Genomic DNA, 16,039 nt, shown 5'->3' with positions numbered 1-16,039 from the left:
CATCACTCCGTCAGCCCAGGACCATTGTCCTGCCACGCTCGTGTTGTACGAGCGATTGTATCATAGACAAACGAGATTGTATCGGAAACACTCCCGCTCACGACATCAATTCGAGCAGACACATTTCGCCCATCGAATATACATCCCATGGTAACCTGGTCTCCCGCTATCGTCCAGGAATCAGAAGCCGGAAGTTTTTGTCCGGCCTGAAGATCTCGTAGTGCTGCCTCTGCGACACTGCGCCCGACTACACTGCACTGAACAAACTGGAGTTGTCTCGCCTGACCCATCCATACGATCCGGCCTGTGTATACGAGGGTCGACAAGACAATACCCAAAGCTGTCACGGTGGTTAACACGTAAATCAAAACCGCCCCTGACTCGCGATCCGATTCGTCGTTTCGCATCAAGAGCCGCCTCCTTGCAAACGAGCCACAAACCAATCGCTCTGTCCCGTTGTCAAAGTCAATTGGCACGCAAGCATATCTCGTCCTTCTGGTTGCACTTGGAACGACTGCATATGGAGAGCGAGAACAGCAGTGCCCCCACCTGTCCGATACCGAATGAGCTCGCGTGCATTATTTACATAATATGTGTACTGCGTACCATTTAGTTCGTTTAACACGAAGCTCGATCCGAGCATAGAACAGGTGGTTGCCGCATGAATGTCCTGCGTGAGCACGCGGTGGACGCTGTCGAGGGTCGCCATCTCTTCTGCCAGCATCTCCTGTCTGACAGCGGCCTCACGGACCTGTAAAAACAGCGCAGTCGCCAATGTCAACGCTAGCGTTCCGATACTCATACCGATCATGACTTCAATGAGAGAAAAGGCGATCATCGCAGACGGGTACCTGACCGTCGGCAACGAGATTGGTTCCTGCAACGATTCCGACTTGGTAGCCAGTACGGCACCCTTCCGGACTCTCTGCATCGTACGGCACACGGACAATTTGATAGCGCACCCCTCCTTCCTGTATGCTTGTTGGTGTGGACTGGCTGTTCAGCGTCAACTCTGCAATCATGCCATATGCGATTTCCGCCCCTTGCAATTCCCGAGCTATGCGATACGCATGTAAGGCATTCTGTTCTGCCATGGCGGATAACGGCAAAACGCAAGCCAATACGCAGATGGCGACAATACTCTCCCATACATTCACGGATAAACCCACCCCGCTGCTTGTAGCCCTGATCCCATGTACAGGTGAATATCGCGTTCATCTTGGCCATCCGTCACGCGAATGACACCTGCCGCTTGTGCATCACCGAGATCGTCATAGGAAATCTCGTGAACGGGAAACTCCAGATAGCCATCGACGTAATGAATCCCAGGTGGGAACTCGTCCTGTTCGAGCGTGACAGCGCCATGGGTCAGGTGATATCGTGTGTCGTAAGGATCGAGCCAGACAGCAGCAAACACCCCGCTCGTCGCTGCAAGATTTTGCACCATTCGCATCTGCTCGAGCAGATCATACGCACCTGCATCCAACTCACTGTCGCGTATCAAACCAACGCCCGCTCCAGAGGCAAACAAGATACCAACACTCATGAGCGCAACGGCAATCATCGTCTCCAACAGTGTAAAAGCAGCCTCCGGCTTCCTTGGAGACACGATATGCAGCTTAATCTCCGGAGCCATTATTCATCCCCCCTGCACCATTCCCATTTGCAGCACAACTGACCGCAATGTTGTTTGGATCTGTATCCTGAATCACGTAACTTCCTTGCAGCGCGTCGTTCGATAGCAAACCGTCTCCGACCAATGCCTGAATTTGCTGTGTCGAATTTCCCGGCGGCAGGGACTGATGCAAGAGTTGGTATTCGGCCAGGGCTGCAGAGATGGTCCGTACGTTCCCGGAGCAAGCCGTTGCCTCTGCCCGCGCCGACGCCCGCATCAACTGTGGTGTGATCATGGCAACCATGATGGCGACGATCACGACGGCAATCATCAATTCGATTAAGCTAAACCCTTCTTGTCCTGCATTCATGGTTGGATTTCTTCGAATCGTGCACATCGGCATCGAAAGCCCCCAAGTCCTTCAATCTCTAACTCAGTTGCGCAATGGCCGTATACATAGGACCAAACACGCTATACACGACACTTCCGACGATGAGCCCCATGATGCCCGTCACGAATGGCTCGAGGTAGCGACCCATGGTGTCAAGTTGATTGACGATTTGGCGACGCAATAGTTCGCAGGCACGCGACATGCAACTCGCCATATCTCCAGTTTCCTCCGCGACCTGCACGAGCTCGAGTAAAAGCGGATCGTAATGAATGGGCCGGCAATCCTCCTGTAAAGCCGCCGCGAGTGAACGCCCTCGCAGTAGCGCTTGGTGCAACCGCATGGCCTCATCGGCATGCAGGCTGGCCACCTGCTCGCTCTCCGCTCGCAACAAGTCCAACAAGGGTATGCCCGCCCCAAGCTGAACCGACAATTGATACGCCAGCCGCTCACTTCGTATCCGCACCATCAGTTGAGTCAGTGGTAGTGGTAGTCGATTTGCGAACGAAGTTCGTCGCTGTACCCACCATAGGCACGGAAGGCCAAAAACGGCACCTGTCATGAGGGTCGTGAGCGCGATCGGCAAATTGGCCGCTATGGCCGTGAGGGGGTGAGTCGTGTCATGAGAAACCGTAAGAGACGCCACCAAACGCCGGAGCATGGGATCGACTTCTAAACGCACAAACAGCGCCAAAGCATAACAGCTCAGCAATAAAACGCCTGGATATGCGACCGACTTCGATATCGTTCGCCGCCACTCCAATTGCTCGTCAATGCGTCTGGCTACAGACAGTAGCCCATCTGCAAATGTCCCCGCCTGCTCGGAGGCGCGCAGGATAAAAAGTTGCTCCGGGGCCAAAAAATCCTGAAAGGCGGGTGTCAAACTGGCCCCGGATTCCACCCTGGCCAGCATTCGTGCGGCAAGCTCCTTCCCCATCGCGCCCTCGCCCACTACCGCCGCAACCGCGCGGCGTACGTCAAGGCCAGCGGCAAGCATCTGTCCAACGCATTCCATCCAAACCACCGTGGCACGCATGTGCCGTGTGGTGCGCCATTTTTTATTGGCAACATTGGTACGCCAAAGGCGTCTACATACTTGAGGCGAATTGAAGATCCTCCAACTTGAACGACTTGGCTTCATATACATCACCCATCTCGCTCCGTACACCGTGCTTTTGAACAGTTCCGATACACTGCGATTGAAATGCCTCCAGGGTATAGCGTTGTTCTTTGCCCGCATCCCGGGACAACGCATGTTGGACGATCACTCCCGATAACACGTCGCGAACCACAGCCTGCGGTACGCCGAAATCGACAAGCCGCATCACCGTTCCAGGCAGGCCGCTTGCGTGTGTCGTGGCAAACACCAAGCGCCCGCTCAAAGCTGCCCGACAAGCTGCCTGTGCGGTTTCTTCATCTCGAATTTCACCGATCATCATCACATCCGGATCCTGGCGCAGCAGGGTGCGCAAGGCGGTATGGAAGGTTACACCCGAACGCTCGTGAATCTCAATTTGCCTGCAATTTGGCAACGGAATTTCAACCGGATCTTCCAACGAAAACACCTGTCGACCGCGATTGGCCAATTCGTTCATCAAACTGTACAGCGTCGTCGTTTTCCCAACGCCCGTGCGCCCAGAGACGACGATGAGGCCGCTTCTGTGGCACAACCAGCGTTCAACCTCGCCAAGTTGTACATCGGTAAAGCCCAAATTTGACATCGACAATATCGCCCTTTGCTCCACCAGTAGCCGCATCACGAGTGATTCTCCTCGATAGATGGGCAGGGCAGACATGCGAATGAATACCTTGCCGCTGGAACAGTCCCAAACAAAACTTCCCTCCTGCGGAGACTGGCGCACGGTTACGTCCATGCGTGCCAAGGCCTTAAAACGTCGTAGCAACTCTTCTCCTAAACAAGAGAACGACATCAACGGGCGCACTACCCCGGCAATCCTGCAGGAGACGGTGACCTGTCCTTCATACATCTTCAGATGAATATCGCTAGCACCCAACTCGATTGCTGCATCGAGAACATCCTGCACCATTCTGGCGGTTGTCAATGGTTCCATGACTCGTATCCTCCTTTGGCACAAAGAATTCGAGCCAGCACCAAAAACGCCTGTTTTCAACGAATACAGGCGCATATCTTTATGTAAATATTCACAAGAGTTGATGAGGATTTATGGATGAGAAATTTGATGGCGCCAAATGTAGGTGTGTGGAGTAAATGTCCGTTGTTCGCGCACGAGTAAAACGTGCGATCCGCCGTATAGTCGAAATCCATCGTCCAGTTTACTAGGATGAGTAAGCCCATTCGGATGGCTGTGATAGGACGCGACGATGGTCATGCCATGCTGCTCCAAAAGGTAGAGGGTGGGGATCAGCACCGCCGGATCAACAAAAACAGACCGCGGCGATGCCAGGGCAGGCAGAGGCAGTATCCAATGCTGAAATCGGTAGACGACAAAACCAACACATTCAACCGGATGGCTTGCTATCGCAAGCGATATCAATTCGCGAAGAACTTCCTTAGGCAACGTGTGGTTCGCTTCAATCCACAAAATCGAACACCATATCTCCGATGCGAATACTATCGCCATCCTTCGCGCCGCGTTCACGCAGAGCGTCGTCAACTCCGCGCTGCTTGAGAATTCTTTGAAACCGTTTCACTGCGTCAAACTGCTGGAAATTCGTCATTTTTACAAGCTTCTCAAGCTCTGGGCTTTCGACGATAAATTCACCACCCTCCCGGCGGATCGCAAACGGCTCCTTGCGCTCAAGGCGGTAGACCTTGTGCTCTTCTTCATCTGGAGCGACGATCTGGGGTTCTACTCCGTGCGGCAGTGCATCCAACATATCAGCTAGTTTGCGAATAAGAGGTTCAAGACCCTGATGCGTCGCGCCTGAGATGGGAAACACCTCAAGATTCGGATACGCCTGCCGAAAACGCTCCAATCCCGCCGCTGCGCCAGGCAGGTCCATCTTATTTGCCGCAACGATGCGTGGCCGTTCGGCCAACACCGGATCGTAGGCAGCCAACTCATTCTCGATAATCCGGAAATCCTCGACCGGATCGCGCCCGTCGACGGATGCGGCATCAATGACGTGAACGATCACGCGTGTTCTTTGAATGTGCCGAAGAAATTCGTGCCCCAACCCATGCCCGGCGTGTGCTCCCTCAATGAGGCCTGGGAGATCGGCAATGACGAATCCTCGGCCGTCCGAGGTCTCGACGACCCCAAGCTCGGGGTTGAGCGTCGTAAAGTGATATGCCCCAACCTTTGGGCGTGCGCGTGTCACGGCAGCAAGCAATGTGGACTTCCCGACGGACGGAAAGCCGACGAGACCGACATCCGCCAATACGCGAAGTTCAAGCTCCAACCAGCGCTCTTCACCGGGCTCGCCCTTTTCCGCCATATCGGGTGCCTTATTGACGGCAGTGGCAAAACGGGCATTTCCACGCCCCCCGCGCCCGCCGCGCGCAACCACGAGGCGATCCCCGTGTTGTATCAAATCACCAAGAAATTGACCCGAATTCGCATCTCGGACCACCGTGCCGGGGGGAACCTTGATCACCAAATCCGAGGCGTCCGCGCCGTGTTTGTTTTTGGTACCGCCTTGTTCACCGGGCTTGGCCTTAAAATGGCGTTGATAGCGAAAGTCGATGAGCGTGCGTAAACCTTCGTCGACAATCAATACGACGTCGCCGCCGCGCCCGCCATCACCGCCAGCTGGTCCACCTAGCGGCACGTACTTTTCACGCCGATACGAGACGATGCCGTTGCCACCGTCGCCACCCTTTACATAAATGCTGGCGTGGTCAAAAAACACTCGTCGTCACCACCTGTTTACAACAAAGTCAAGGTCCGGATACGCGCCCGTCCATTCATCTATCCGTTTGACGACTTCCTCGTCTGAACACATAATGCGAAATCCACTTTGATCCACAGTAACACAGAGTCGACCTCGTTGCCCACGTATGGATAACTCGTCGTTCCACATCTTCAGCCACCTGCAAAATTGTTCGACCACATCATCGACAGGAGGAATCTGGCATGTGAAAGAATCCAAAAGGACATGGGGACAGACTGCAGCCGTCCACATCAATTGTTCACCGAAAGCACCTGCGCTAATCTGCCATGTGGTTAATGACTGCAACCAAGTTGAAAGCCGGTCTACCACGGCGACGGCCTGTGCCGGGCGCTCCATTTGGAGATACGCCCGAATCAGCTGCAATTCATTCAATACGTCATGCCGATGCGTCCTAAATTGAGCAGCCGGACTCGGTTGTGGTTCACCATTTGGCATTGGTCGTCACCTTTTCAACACAAAAGGGACTGACTCAGGCGCCGTTGCCATTGCGCCCATGAGACAGCCCCTTCTGCATTCATTCTATTACTGAACTGCAACTTCTGCAGCAACTGGATACACACTCACGCGCTTCTTGCCTTGCCCAAACCGCTCAAAGCGAACGCAACCTTCAACTTTGGCAAACAGCGTGTCGTCCTTACCAATACCAACGTTGAGGCCAGGATGGATCTTCGTACCGCGCTGACGAACGAGAATGCTACCAGCCGTTACAACCTTCCCATCCGGCTCCTTGACACCAAGGCGCTTCGATATGCTGTCACGGCCGTTACGGGTCGATGACACGCCCTTCTTATGAGCAAAACGTTGTAGATTCATCAACAACATGACATCCATTCCTTTCTTCGATCATTCTGCCTGAACCGCGCGTAACCGAACGAATTCAGGGTATTGCTCTGCAATCTGTTCAATCCCATAAAACAAACTGTTCATCAGTAACCGCACCGCTTCAGACGGCTGGCTCGGAAGGCGACATGCAAGAACGTCCCCACCGTCCGAAACATCTAACGTTGTGCCAGCAAATCGTTCGCATGAATTGATGGCATTGTAAACCAAAGCGCTCACGGCAGCACACACAATATCATTTCCGGATTCCGCGTATCCAGCGTGCCCCCGAACACGAAAACCTGTGACATGCCGCCCACGCTGTACAATCTCAAATTGAATCATCAAGCCTCAATCGATTCGATGGTCAGTTTCGTATACGGTTGACGGTGACCCTGCTTCTTGTGGTAGTTCTTCTTCGACTTGTACTTAAAGACGATGATCTTTTTCCCACGCCCATGTTCAATGACCTTTGCCACCACTTTCGCCCCAGCAACCAGCGGCGAACCAACCTTCACTTGCCCATTGTCCTGCACGAGAAACACCTTGTCCAGCACAATGGTCGATCCGACTTCGCCTTCCAGTTTTTCGACGAAAATCGTATCACCCTGGCTAACCTTAAATTGCTTTCCACCTGTTTCAACAATTGCGTACATGTCTTTTCTCCTTCACTCAGACTCGCTGCTCCAGGTATGGGCGGCAACCCATTTACAACCTGGAACCATGCGGTTGTAGCGCTATACCCGCAATATATTATCACAAAGAAAAAGTGTTTGCAAAGCAAATTAGAGCCGCAAGTTGGCTACAGGCTCGAGCCATCTGCCTTCAAAGACAGCATCGAGCAACTCCGGCTCTTCCACAAGACTGGCAACCGTGCCATCCTCGTGTAAGATATAGACGATATGATACCGATCCGGTGAAAATCGGACAACGACATCGCGGATCGGAATCGACGCGGGTACCGCCAGCGCCCGGGTACGCAGCATGGATGACCCTACATCCCGCCGCTTGGCATCGAGAAAGCGCATCGTCTCGAGACGTAAATCGCGCCGACCACGCCATGCTGTTACAAACAAAAATAAACCCAGGACGACGATGCCGATGTGCGGCCTACCAGCAAACAGCGCAGCTAAACCAGCGAACATGAGAACTGCAGAAAGCGCGATCGACATTCGGTACGCCTCCTCCGTCGCAGGTTCATATCCTTTTTCTCGCGATCGGACAGCTCGATAAATGCGTCCTCCGTCAAGCGGAAGACCAGGCAGCAAATTGAACACGGCAATCCAACTATTCAGGCCTACGGTCTCGGCGTAGATGCGATCGTCGATCGCGCCCGCGGCGTACAAAGCCAAAGCCACTAGTGAGCAGAGCAAATTGACGGTTGGCCCTGCGATTGCGACCAAGGCTTCGCATTTCGGGGAAAAACCCAAGCGAACATACGAGAGTTGTGCGACGCCGCCAAATGGCAAGAGCGAGACCTCCTCAATCTCGTAGCCCAAGCGCTTGGCGACGATGGCATGACCACACTCGTGAAGGAACACGAACAAAAATAGCAACAAGGCTTGCTTCAACATGCCCACAAAGTAGGCTGCCACAAGCAATGCGACAAAAAGCGGGTGCACTCGCACCCGCGATACGCCGAACCATCGCCCAACCACTCGCTCCACGCGTTCTAGAACCGTCATGACGAGGCTCCTGGGAACGAGATGTACTGATGTGGATTTTCGTATTTGCCATCCTTCACGAGCGAAAAACGAAAGACTGGGTGTGTTGGCGTCGACGGCAATCTGCCAATGGCTTCACCAGCCGATACGAATTCGTCCGGTTGCACACTTGCACTCGCTAATCCACTATACACCGCGGTTCCTAGCGCACCGTGATCGATTTTGATCAAATAGGAACCTGATGTTTTCACAACGGTTAGTACGGTGCCCGAGGCTGCCGCCTGCACGACATCTCCTGCATCGCCGGCAATCCACACCTCAGGATGATCCGGCCCATAGTCTGCCACGATTGAACCAAACACCGGAGCATGCATAGGCCCAGAGACCGCCTCGAGTGAAGGTGGTCGCAAGTGTAGCTTGGCAAAGACGCGATCAATCGAAGGCTGTACGGAAGACGTGTAGTCGGTGTCAAACACGCTCACCGCACGCGCAGCAACAGAGGCGGGTATCCGCGGGTCATGTTGAATCGTGTACCCCACCGCCACCAGGACGACGGCACCAAACAATTGCCACGCCCAATTCGCGCCGAATCGTGCGCGCGGCCCCGTGCCAGTTGCGGGAACAAAACTTCGTCCGCGACTCTGTTTGCCACTACTCATCGGCGGACGTCGCCAGATTTCGCTCTCTACCTGGCGCATACCCCCGTCGTCATCCGCAAATCCATACGGCGAAACCGGAGGATTGTGAAGACCTCCGTCCTCATCGGCTTCGACGACCCACCGCCTGGGGGCAGGCTCGCCAGCGTCTGTTCCACCGAAACCAGACGTATTCCTCGGCACATTCGACCACTCATCACCCTGTCCCCGGGTGGGGCTGTGCCAAGGCCACTTCCGCTTCACCCGCGCCATGAGGCTTCCTCCTCTCACATTCACCACATGGTTATGTGCTGAGGAGGACAAGTATGACGTTCTTGAGTCAGCGCCCTCCGATGAACTTACGGACGCGGCCCCATAGGCCGGATTTCTCCTCCAACTGCATGAGGGGCACTGATTCCCCCAGAATCCTGCGGGCAATATTGCGATAAGCAAGGGATGCTGGTGTGTTCGGTTGCACGACAATCGGTTCACCGCGATTTGCATTGCGAATGACCGCCTCGTCATCCGGTACGACGCCTAACAGATCACAGCCAAGCATCTGGACGATCTCATCGATATCGAGCATTTCGCCGCGCTTGACCATGTCAGGGCGAATCCGATTGACAATGAGCCGCGGGTCCCCAACCTTGTCCCGTTCAAGCAGGCCGATGACCCGGTCCGCATCGCGAACCGCGGTGTTTTCCGGCGTGGTCACCACGATGGCAGAATCAGCTGGCGCCACCGCCACCTTGAATCCTTCCTCGATACCGGCGGGACAATCAATCACGACATAGTCGTAATTAGCCATTAATTGCCCCACCAAATCGACCATTTTTGCTTCGGTGAGAGCTCGTTTATCCTTGGTCTGAGCCGCCGGAAGCAGAGTTAGATGTTCGAAACGCTTGTCTCGAATCAAGGCCTGCTCCAACCGACAATCGCCGTTCGCGACATCCACAATGTCATAAATAATCCGGTTTTCTAACCCCATTACGACATCGAGATTGCGCAGGCCGATATCGGCGTCGACAATGCATACCCGCTTGCCAAGAAGGGCAAGTGCTGTCGACATGTTGGCCGTGGTCGTCGTTTTGCCGACGCCACCTTTGCCCGATGTGACTACGATTACCGACCCCATGCCAATCACCTTCGTTCCTGATTCGTGTTTCTGCGTCGAGCTTTGTTCCACGTCACGAACTGCTTCATTTCGGCAACCATCATCTGATGATCCTCGAGGTAAGCGTACTCCATGGTAGCTTTGAGCTGTGGTGCACGGCTTACCACGTCGGCAATCCGCAACTGCATCGGGGCAAATTCAGCTGCTGCAATAATTGCCGTCGTATCTCCGTGCATGCCGGCATGCGCAATGCCAAGCAAGCGACCAAACACGTAAATATCACCGGTCGCCTGCACGTGGCCACTTGGATTGACGTCGCCGATAATGACCACATCCCCGTCAAACATAAGCGGCCGGCCGGAGCGCACGAGACCATGGTAAATATGTTGGGTCCGCGCTGATGGCCTACGTTGAAACAGCGATTGCCGCGCTTCTGTCCCCCCGCCCCATGCTTTGATCAGGAAGTTGTCGCGCGCTTGAAAGAGACCGAGAATGCGCCAGACCTCTTTTGGTGTCAACGTACGCTTGCCATAGTCGACCACGACTTCGATAACAGGGCCGTCAAAGATGCTGGCCGTCTCCCCGAAAAGTAAAGAATGCAGATATTCGCACAGATGATCCATGTCTGCTTGTTCATCTAGTAGAAAAAGAAGTCCGTCGCGGGTCCCTTTGACCGTGACGGGAGGCTTCGCATCGGATAGTGTTTCACTGTTGACAATCAACGACAATTCCCTCCAGGGTGGGCACTTGCCCAACAGGCACTATTCGCGTTCAGACATCGATTTTCCTTCCATGTGCACAAGAAACCGTTGGGCGAGTGATTTCCCAGGAGGGCAAAATTCAACTTGCATCCACACTGCCGCGGGTGTCATAGCGGCCGCTGCGGCGATCGCGGAGCAACCTAACGTAGACAGGATATAACAGGAGGACGAGCACACCGTTGACAATCATCGTCTGTAGGGATTGGGACAAGGCGTAATGTGCGGGATCGGCCGTCAATTGGAACAATCGCATCAGCCCGTACGTCACCCAAGTGTGCAAAAATGTCAAGGCGACCGTCGTAAAAAACGTGATCGCCAAGTTTCTCTGTAGGAATTGCCCAAATACCGCTGCCGCAAAATACGCGACAATGCCGAACGCAAACGCGTTCAAACCAATAAACGAACCATAGCAAACATCATCGACAAGGCCAATCAGAATGGCCATGACGACAGCCGTGTTCGACCCGCGCATGAGTGCAACCAGAACTAGAATCACAAGAACAAAATCGGGATGAATCGCATTCATTGGCGGGATTTGGAACACCGTCGCCTCCAAAATCAAGCCGATCCACAAGGTGATAAACGTCATGACCCATCTCATGGGGTGCCACTTCCTGATTGCCGCACGACAAATACGTCCTGAAGATAGTCCATCTGAGCGGCGGGTTGGACAATCGCCGACTTCACCGTATTGTGGGCGCCATATTGAACCTTTGTAATGGTACCGATGACCAGTCCTCGCGGAAACACGTTGCTTAACCCAGAAGTGATGACCTCATCTCCGACAAGTTCAGAGGCCGGCATTTGCACAATCTGTCCAAGGAAGTCGAGCGCCAATTCCCCGGCACTCGCGCCAGAACCAGTGACCACGGCGAAGGGTTGCGACTTTGCAGCCTCCACCAAGGCCGCCACCCCGTCTCCAACCTGAGTATCAGTGATCAGAATGACCTTCGCACTATGTGCAGCGACCGTGTCCACACGACCGACCAAGCTGCCATCGGGAGCCACCACGGCCATATTGGGTTGAACTCCATCGGCGGTTCCGACATTGATTGTCAATTGGGAATTCCACTCGGATGGCTCACGACCAACTACCGCTGCCGGAATTTCGTGCAACGTGTTGTTTGTTCGATTGTAAAAGTTGAGCATGGTAGCAAGCCGCTGATTTTCCGCTTCAGCGTCGCTTAGCTCAGCGCGTAACGCCTGGTATTTTTGCATTTCCCGTTTTAACTGAGCGTTCTCCTGATACATGCTGCGCATGTCGCTCAAACCAGCAAAAAATCCGGTAATCTTGCTGACTGGTCGATAAATCCATCCAGCCACCGTATTTTCTACGTCCATGACAACGCGCTCAGGGAAGCTGGCCCGACGCCCGCTTTGCGCCAGCGTCAGACCCGCAATGACCATTAGTACAATGACGCTCCCAAGGAGCAAAAACAGCCTGCGGCTGGTAAGGTAACGGGACACCCGAATCCCTCTTCCCCTCGAATCTTAGCCTCTGCCCTGTGCTTTGCGCAAAGCCACCGTGCGCTTGCGATATACATCGTAATTATCTAGGGCCTTACCCGTTCCAATCGCGACGCAATCGAGCGGCTCTTCCGCGACCAGTACGGGCATTCCCGTTTCCCTGGCAAGCCGCTTGTCCAGATTGCGCAGCAAGGCGCCGCCGCCCGTCAATACGATACCGCGATCCATGATGTCTGCAGCCAACTCCGGAGGAGATTTTTCAAGCGTCACTTTCACAGCTTCCACGATGCTACCGACCGTATCCGACAGGGCCTCGCTGATCTCCCGCGAAGAAATGGTGAAATTCCGTGGCAAACCGGTGAGCAAGTCACGCCCGCGAATGTCCAGTGTCCGCTCCACCTCCAGATCTTCAGCAGCGCCGATTTGGATTTTCAACTCTTCCGCCGTCCGTTCGCCAATCATTAAATTATACGTCTTCTTGACATATTGAATGATTGCCTCGTCCATTTCGTCTCCTGCAACGCGAATCGATCTCGCTGTGACGATTCCCCCGAGTGATATGATGGCGACTTCAGTTGTTCCACCGCCGATGTCGACGACCATGGAACCGGTTGGTTCACCCACCGGCAAGCCTGCGCCGATGGCAGCCGCCATGGGCTCCTCAATAACCTGAGCGTCCTTGGCCCCGGCTTCAAGGGCAGCATCCTCGACGGCGCGCCGTTCAACGGCAGTGATTCCTGATGGAACACTGATCATCACGCGCGGGCGACCGGACCAATTCGACTTGGCCTTCATCGCTTGACGGATAAAGTGGCGGAGCATCGTCGACGTCGTCTGAAAGTCTGCGATGACGCCGTCCTTCATGGGCCTTACCGCCACAATATTTCCAGGGGTACGCCCAATCATCTGCTTGGCCTCTGCACCAACGGCCTCGATGGCCCCGGTGTCAGTACGCATTGCGACGACAGATGGTTCGCGAACGACGATGCCCCTCCCTTTTACGTACACCAGCGTGTTCGCTGTCCCTAAGTCGACACCCATATCGCGAACGGAAAACATTCCTGTTCAAAACTCCTCTCATCCTGATCCAAATAGTCATCCGTGATCCAAATAGCCTGCTGCACGAAGACTGACATATTTGCCATCTCCGATGACAATATGATCTAAAACGTCAATTCCCAGCAACCTTCCGGCTTCAACGAGCCGCCTTGTCACCGCAATGTCCTCTGGACTCGGCGACGGATCTCCACTTGGATGGTTGTGTACGCATAAAATTCCCGAGGCGCTGCACCGCACCGCACGCCGAAATATTTCCCGGGGGTGCACAATCGAGGCGTCCAGACTGCCAATGGACGACGTATCTTCAGCCAGGACGCGATGCCGCGTGTCCAAAAGGAGTGTAACAAAATGTTCCTTTTTAAGATACCGCATCCTATCCATAACATACTTGGCTGCATCATCAGCCGTCCGAATTTGTCTTTTCTCCGTCGCTGGCTTACGTGCAATTCTCCGCCCCAGCTCAACGGCCGCCGCAATTTGCACAGCTTTCGCTCGACCAATCCCGGGAATTTGTAGCAGTTCTGCAACTTCGATATCTGCAAGTGCATCCAGCCCACCCAAATGGTTGACCACCGACCGCGCGATGGCATAAACGTTTTGTCTGCCATTGCCTGATTGCATAATGCAGGCCAACAATTCGTCAATACGCAGGGCAGATGCACCTAATCGCAACAAACGTTCCCGTGGACCATCTTCCATTTGGTACGCCTGCACCACAGCTTCTCCGTCCATCGTATCAACCACCCCTTCAAACTGCTCACGCATAGATTACGAAGGAAAGGTAGTCCATACAAATCCCATCCATTAAACATATGTACTGTCGCGGACGGAATCGCGAAAAATATTTCGCCCTGCAGGCCAATAGCAAACCGGCGACAAGTCCAACGAGGGTTCCTCAGTTGATCGTAAATTGCAGGTTCATCGAGAACGCACAACGCAGAGATCCAATCCGAGGTGCCATGAAACCTTTGTCTGCGATTTGAGAATGGGAATGTCTGAGGAAATGAGATGGTCTGCCAACGTCCCAACTACGGTAGCCACCGCCACCAAGCCGAGCGGATGGCAACCTCGTCTCTACACAATTTCACCCTCGACCTGGCACTCGCCGAGTCGTTCCAATTCCTCGGAACATGGCGAACTGTGTCGGTATTATTGTGACCATGTTCCCGACCATTCGTCAATGCTTGATCCCGGAAATTACATACTTAATCCACGGAAACTCATAAAATCGTCGAATCCCCGAATGGCATCGCGCATGGCAGCGGCGCGATCGCGATGCGCAAATGCGCTCTCGGCAGCCGCCAGCGATTGATACAGCGCATGCAATTGCGGCTCGACACCCGTCTTGACCAAGTTGATGTCACCCGGATACAGCGCGAGGGCCGTGTGCAACGCAGCGGCTGCGTCCGCTTGGCGCCCGCCATCCGACAGCCACGCGGTTAAACTGCGCAGGGCACTTCCGGAAGCAGAGAGCCACTCTTCCGTGCGGCGGAGTGTCGATTTGTCAACTGTTCCTAAGACAGGAACCATCCTGGCCTTTAGCTGTACGGCTTCAACTTGAACATGTTTTGAGGCGAGACCAGCATTCCGGATATAAGAAACGGCACCTGTTTCGGTTAAGGCGATGGCATAGATATGCCTGTCATGGACGGATACGTACTTCTGACTTCCAATGCGCTCCTTGCTATTTCCTTCGACAAGAACAAGCTCTAACCCTGGCATTTCCATTCCCGCATGTGCTTGGGGCGATGTAGGCAATGCTTCGGTGCTCGTTGGCATTGCCACAACGCCCGAATTTGCGCCAACCGCTTGTCCCGCCGCAGAAGCTGCAGAGACGGGGACTTGATGAAATAGGACCATGAAGATGCAGCCCAAAGCCATACCGATGGACAGCCCCCCACGAAGTCCAGGCCACAGGCGTCCCTCGTCTGCTGGAAACAGCAATTCCCTGCACAGATGCACGAATTGGCGCCAGCGATTCGCACGCTCTCTGTCCTGTTGTTCCCGCTGTGCATTGGCAATCCGCTCGCGCATAGCCCGCAGCGTGATCGGCGCGGTGGCTGACTTCTCAATCGTTAACACGCGCTGCGCTTGATGTTCAGTGACAGTTTCAGACCCGCTCGGCGCAGTCTGCCAACTACGCTCGCCGACACGGACTAAAATCGAAGATGACGAAGGCCTCGTTGGTGTGTAGCTGCGATGAAAGCGCGTATCGTTCAACGTCCACCGCCTCCTTAGAACTGGCGCATATCTCGCAACCAGTCTATGAGCGACAGATAGTTGATATGCTCACCACATTCGACATCGCGGCAGCCGAGTCGACACTCGTATGCAAGGACGGTACAATCAGCCCCGCCGTTCAATTCAATTGTTGGAAGTCTATAATCCAATCAGGTCAAATAGGTTCGTCCATGATCAGCAGGATGCAAATAACCGATATTTCATCATCGGCTAATCGAGTAGGAGGGGGCGCCTAGCCCCCGACCTCTCACACCACCGTACATGCGGGTCCGCATACGGCGGTTCATGAAACACTACGAAGCTGCAAGTACCTTTCCTGAAGACTCTTCAGACCAAGTGCCTCAAAGTACGCCTTGTCCATGGCGTTGTTCAGGTTCTTCGCCATGAACCATGGCCCTCG

The 16,039-nt window shown here is 54.2% G+C and carries 22 protein-coding genes and 1 other annotated feature; all 22 genes read right to left on the bottom strand.

Features of this window, described 5'->3' with window-relative positions; genetic code table 11:
* Nucleotides 1-2: 2 nt before the first annotated feature.
* The 22 genes from C7445_RS10870 to C7445_RS10765 all read right to left on the bottom strand — a co-directional run bounded on the left by C7445_RS10870 (nucleotide 3) and on the right by C7445_RS10765 (nucleotide 15,618).
* Nucleotides 3-407, bottom strand: coding sequence for a hypothetical protein (locus tag C7445_RS10870; protein ID WP_134160255.1), 405 nt, complete (start codon nucleotides 405-407; stop codon nucleotides 3-5).
* Complete coding sequence (locus C7445_RS10865; RefSeq protein ID WP_134160253.1) at nucleotides 407-865, bottom strand: hypothetical protein; 459 nt, start codon at nucleotides 863-865, stop codon at nucleotides 407-409. The genes C7445_RS10870 and C7445_RS10865 overlap by 1 nt, the downstream gene beginning before the upstream one ends.
* Nucleotides 816-1,157: a hypothetical protein gene (locus C7445_RS10860; protein WP_134160251.1), complete on the bottom strand. Its 342-nt coding sequence runs from the start codon at nucleotides 1,155-1,157 to the stop codon at nucleotides 816-818. Before C7445_RS10860 ends, C7445_RS10865 begins: the two co-directional genes overlap by 50 nt.
* Complete coding sequence (locus C7445_RS10855; RefSeq protein ID WP_134160250.1) at nucleotides 1,154-1,636, bottom strand: pilus assembly FimT family protein; 483 nt, start codon at nucleotides 1,634-1,636, stop codon at nucleotides 1,154-1,156. The genes C7445_RS10860 and C7445_RS10855 overlap by 4 nt, the downstream gene beginning before the upstream one ends.
* Complete coding sequence (locus C7445_RS10850; RefSeq protein WP_134160248.1) at nucleotides 1,620-2,018, bottom strand: type II secretion system protein; 399 nt, start codon at nucleotides 2,016-2,018, stop codon at nucleotides 1,620-1,622. Before C7445_RS10850 ends, C7445_RS10855 begins: the two co-directional genes overlap by 17 nt.
* Before the next feature lie 25 nt (nucleotides 2,019-2,043).
* Nucleotides 2,044-3,018, bottom strand: a complete 975-nt coding sequence (locus tag C7445_RS10845; protein WP_208320903.1) for a type II secretion system F family protein — start codon at nucleotides 3,016-3,018, stop codon at nucleotides 2,044-2,046.
* A gap of 73 nt (nucleotides 3,019-3,091) precedes the next feature.
* Nucleotides 3,092-4,075 (bottom strand): ATPase, T2SS/T4P/T4SS family, encoded by a 984-nt coding sequence (locus tag C7445_RS10840; RefSeq protein ID WP_166669107.1) that lies wholly within the window; start codon nucleotides 4,073-4,075, stop codon nucleotides 3,092-3,094.
* A gap of 111 nt (nucleotides 4,076-4,186) precedes the next feature.
* The gene (locus C7445_RS10835; protein WP_208320902.1) at nucleotides 4,187-4,567 is read right to left on the bottom strand and encodes a M67 family metallopeptidase; all 381 of its coding nucleotides are present in this window, start codon (nucleotides 4,565-4,567) and stop codon (nucleotides 4,187-4,189) included.
* Nucleotides 4,557-5,837 (bottom strand): GTPase ObgE, encoded by a 1,281-nt coding sequence (gene obgE, locus C7445_RS10830; RefSeq protein WP_134160240.1) that lies wholly within the window; start codon nucleotides 5,835-5,837, stop codon nucleotides 4,557-4,559. The genes C7445_RS10835 and obgE overlap by 11 nt, the downstream gene beginning before the upstream one ends.
* Before the next feature lie 6 nt (nucleotides 5,838-5,843).
* Nucleotides 5,844-6,314: a Spo0B domain-containing protein gene (locus C7445_RS10825; protein WP_134160238.1), complete on the bottom strand. Its 471-nt coding sequence runs from the start codon at nucleotides 6,312-6,314 to the stop codon at nucleotides 5,844-5,846.
* Nucleotides 6,315-6,401: 87 nt separating this feature from the next.
* The gene (gene rpmA, locus C7445_RS10820; protein ID WP_134160236.1) at nucleotides 6,402-6,701 is read right to left on the bottom strand and encodes a 50S ribosomal protein L27; all 300 of its coding nucleotides are present in this window, start codon (nucleotides 6,699-6,701) and stop codon (nucleotides 6,402-6,404) included.
* Nucleotides 6,702-6,722: 21 nt separating this feature from the next.
* Nucleotides 6,723-7,043 carry a ribosomal-processing cysteine protease Prp gene (locus C7445_RS10815; protein WP_134160404.1) on the bottom strand — a complete coding sequence of 107 codons (321 nt, stop codon included), beginning with the start codon at nucleotides 7,041-7,043 and terminating at the stop codon, nucleotides 6,723-6,725.
* Nucleotides 7,043-7,354, bottom strand: a complete 312-nt coding sequence (rplU, locus tag C7445_RS10810; protein ID WP_134160234.1) for a 50S ribosomal protein L21 — start codon at nucleotides 7,352-7,354, stop codon at nucleotides 7,043-7,045. The genes C7445_RS10815 and rplU overlap by 1 nt, the downstream gene beginning before the upstream one ends.
* A gap of 8 nt (nucleotides 7,355-7,362) precedes the next feature.
* Nucleotides 7,363-7,439 (bottom strand) — a sequence feature (ribosomal protein L21 leader region).
* A gap of 44 nt (nucleotides 7,440-7,483) precedes the next feature.
* A complete protein-coding gene (locus tag C7445_RS10805; protein WP_134160232.1) occupies nucleotides 7,484-8,383 on the bottom strand; it encodes a M50 family metallopeptidase in 900 nt (299 codons plus the stop codon).
* Nucleotides 8,380-9,270 carry a murein hydrolase activator EnvC family protein gene (locus tag C7445_RS10800; RefSeq protein WP_134160230.1) on the bottom strand — a complete coding sequence of 297 codons (891 nt, stop codon included), beginning with the start codon at nucleotides 9,268-9,270 and terminating at the stop codon, nucleotides 8,380-8,382. Before C7445_RS10800 ends, C7445_RS10805 begins: the two co-directional genes overlap by 4 nt.
* A gap of 67 nt (nucleotides 9,271-9,337) precedes the next feature.
* Nucleotides 9,338-10,132 (bottom strand): septum site-determining protein MinD, encoded by a 795-nt coding sequence (gene minD, locus C7445_RS10795; RefSeq protein WP_134160402.1) that lies wholly within the window; start codon nucleotides 10,130-10,132, stop codon nucleotides 9,338-9,340.
* Between the two features lie 5 nt (nucleotides 10,133-10,137).
* Entirely contained in the window at nucleotides 10,138-10,833 is a 696-nt protein-coding gene (locus C7445_RS10790; RefSeq protein WP_134160228.1) for a septum site-determining protein MinC, read from the bottom strand.
* A gap of 118 nt (nucleotides 10,834-10,951) precedes the next feature.
* On the bottom strand, nucleotides 10,952-11,473 hold the full coding sequence (gene mreD / locus C7445_RS10785) for a rod shape-determining protein MreD (RefSeq protein ID WP_134160226.1): 522 nt from the start codon (nucleotides 11,471-11,473) through the stop codon (nucleotides 10,952-10,954).
* Nucleotides 11,470-12,339 carry a rod shape-determining protein MreC gene (gene mreC, locus C7445_RS10780; RefSeq protein ID WP_134160224.1) on the bottom strand — a complete coding sequence of 290 codons (870 nt, stop codon included), beginning with the start codon at nucleotides 12,337-12,339 and terminating at the stop codon, nucleotides 11,470-11,472. Before mreC ends, mreD begins: the two co-directional genes overlap by 4 nt.
* 24 nt (nucleotides 12,340-12,363) lie before the next feature.
* A complete protein-coding gene (locus tag C7445_RS10775; protein WP_040289252.1) occupies nucleotides 12,364-13,398 on the bottom strand; it encodes a rod shape-determining protein in 1,035 nt (344 codons plus the stop codon).
* Between the two features lie 36 nt (nucleotides 13,399-13,434).
* Nucleotides 13,435-14,130, bottom strand: a complete 696-nt coding sequence (gene radC, locus C7445_RS10770; RefSeq protein ID WP_134160222.1) for a RadC family protein — start codon at nucleotides 14,128-14,130, stop codon at nucleotides 13,435-13,437.
* Nucleotides 14,131-14,595: 465 nt separating this feature from the next.
* Nucleotides 14,596-15,618, bottom strand: coding sequence for a ferredoxin reductase domain-containing protein (locus C7445_RS10765; RefSeq protein WP_134160220.1), 1,023 nt, complete (start codon nucleotides 15,616-15,618; stop codon nucleotides 14,596-14,598).
* Between the last annotated feature and the right edge of the window lie 421 nt (nucleotides 15,619-16,039).

This window comes from Alicyclobacillus sacchari, assembly GCF_004366795.1.
Taxonomy (GTDB): domain Bacteria; phylum Bacillota; class Bacilli; order Alicyclobacillales; family Alicyclobacillaceae; genus Alicyclobacillus; species Alicyclobacillus sacchari.
Note: the sequence above shows the minus strand (reverse complement) of the source record. Positions and strands in the feature narration are given on the sequence as shown.

Bases quoted from the DNA above. Each gene is read 5' to 3' on its own strand.
- mreD (WP_134160226.1), bottom strand. From the start codon at position 11,473: ATGAGATGGGTCATGACGTTTATCACCTTGTGGATCGGCTTGATTTTG.
- minD (WP_134160402.1), bottom strand. From the start codon at position 10,132: ATGGGGTCGGTAATCGTAGTCACATCGGGCAAAGGTGGCGTCGGCAAA.
- C7445_RS10815 (WP_134160404.1), bottom strand. From the start codon at position 7,043: ATGATTCAATTTGAGATTGTACAGCGTGGGCGGCATGTCACAGGTTTT.
- C7445_RS10775 (WP_040289252.1), bottom strand. From the start codon at position 13,398: ATGTTTTCCGTTCGCGATATGGGTGTCGACTTAGGGACAGCGAACACG.
- C7445_RS10825 (WP_134160238.1), bottom strand. From the start codon at position 6,314: ATGCCAAATGGTGAACCACAACCGAGTCCGGCTGCTCAATTTAGGACG.
- rpmA (WP_134160236.1), bottom strand. From the start codon at position 6,701: ATGTTGTTGATGAATCTACAACGTTTTGCTCATAAGAAGGGCGTGTCA.
- C7445_RS10840 (WP_166669107.1), bottom strand. From the start codon at position 4,075: ATGGAACCATTGACAACCGCCAGAATGGTGCAGGATGTTCTCGATGCA.
- C7445_RS10845 (WP_208320903.1), bottom strand. From the start codon at position 3,018: ATGGAATGCGTTGGACAGATGCTTGCCGCTGGCCTTGACGTACGCCGC.
- C7445_RS10855 (WP_134160250.1), bottom strand. From the start codon at position 1,636: ATGGCTCCGGAGATTAAGCTGCATATCGTGTCTCCAAGGAAGCCGGAG.
- C7445_RS10850 (WP_134160248.1), bottom strand. From the start codon at position 2,018: ATGCCGATGTGCACGATTCGAAGAAATCCAACCATGAATGCAGGACAA.
- C7445_RS10800 (WP_134160230.1), bottom strand. From the start codon at position 9,270: ATGGCGCGGGTGAAGCGGAAGTGGCCTTGGCACAGCCCCACCCGGGGA.
- rplU (WP_134160234.1), bottom strand. From the start codon at position 7,354: ATGTACGCAATTGTTGAAACAGGTGGAAAGCAATTTAAGGTTAGCCAG.
- radC (WP_134160222.1), bottom strand. From the start codon at position 14,130: ATGGACGGAGAAGCTGTGGTGCAGGCGTACCAAATGGAAGATGGTCCA.
- C7445_RS10870 (WP_134160255.1), bottom strand. From the start codon at position 407: ATGCGAAACGACGAATCGGATCGCGAGTCAGGGGCGGTTTTGATTTAC.
- C7445_RS10805 (WP_134160232.1), bottom strand. From the start codon at position 8,383: ATGACGGTTCTAGAACGCGTGGAGCGAGTGGTTGGGCGATGGTTCGGC.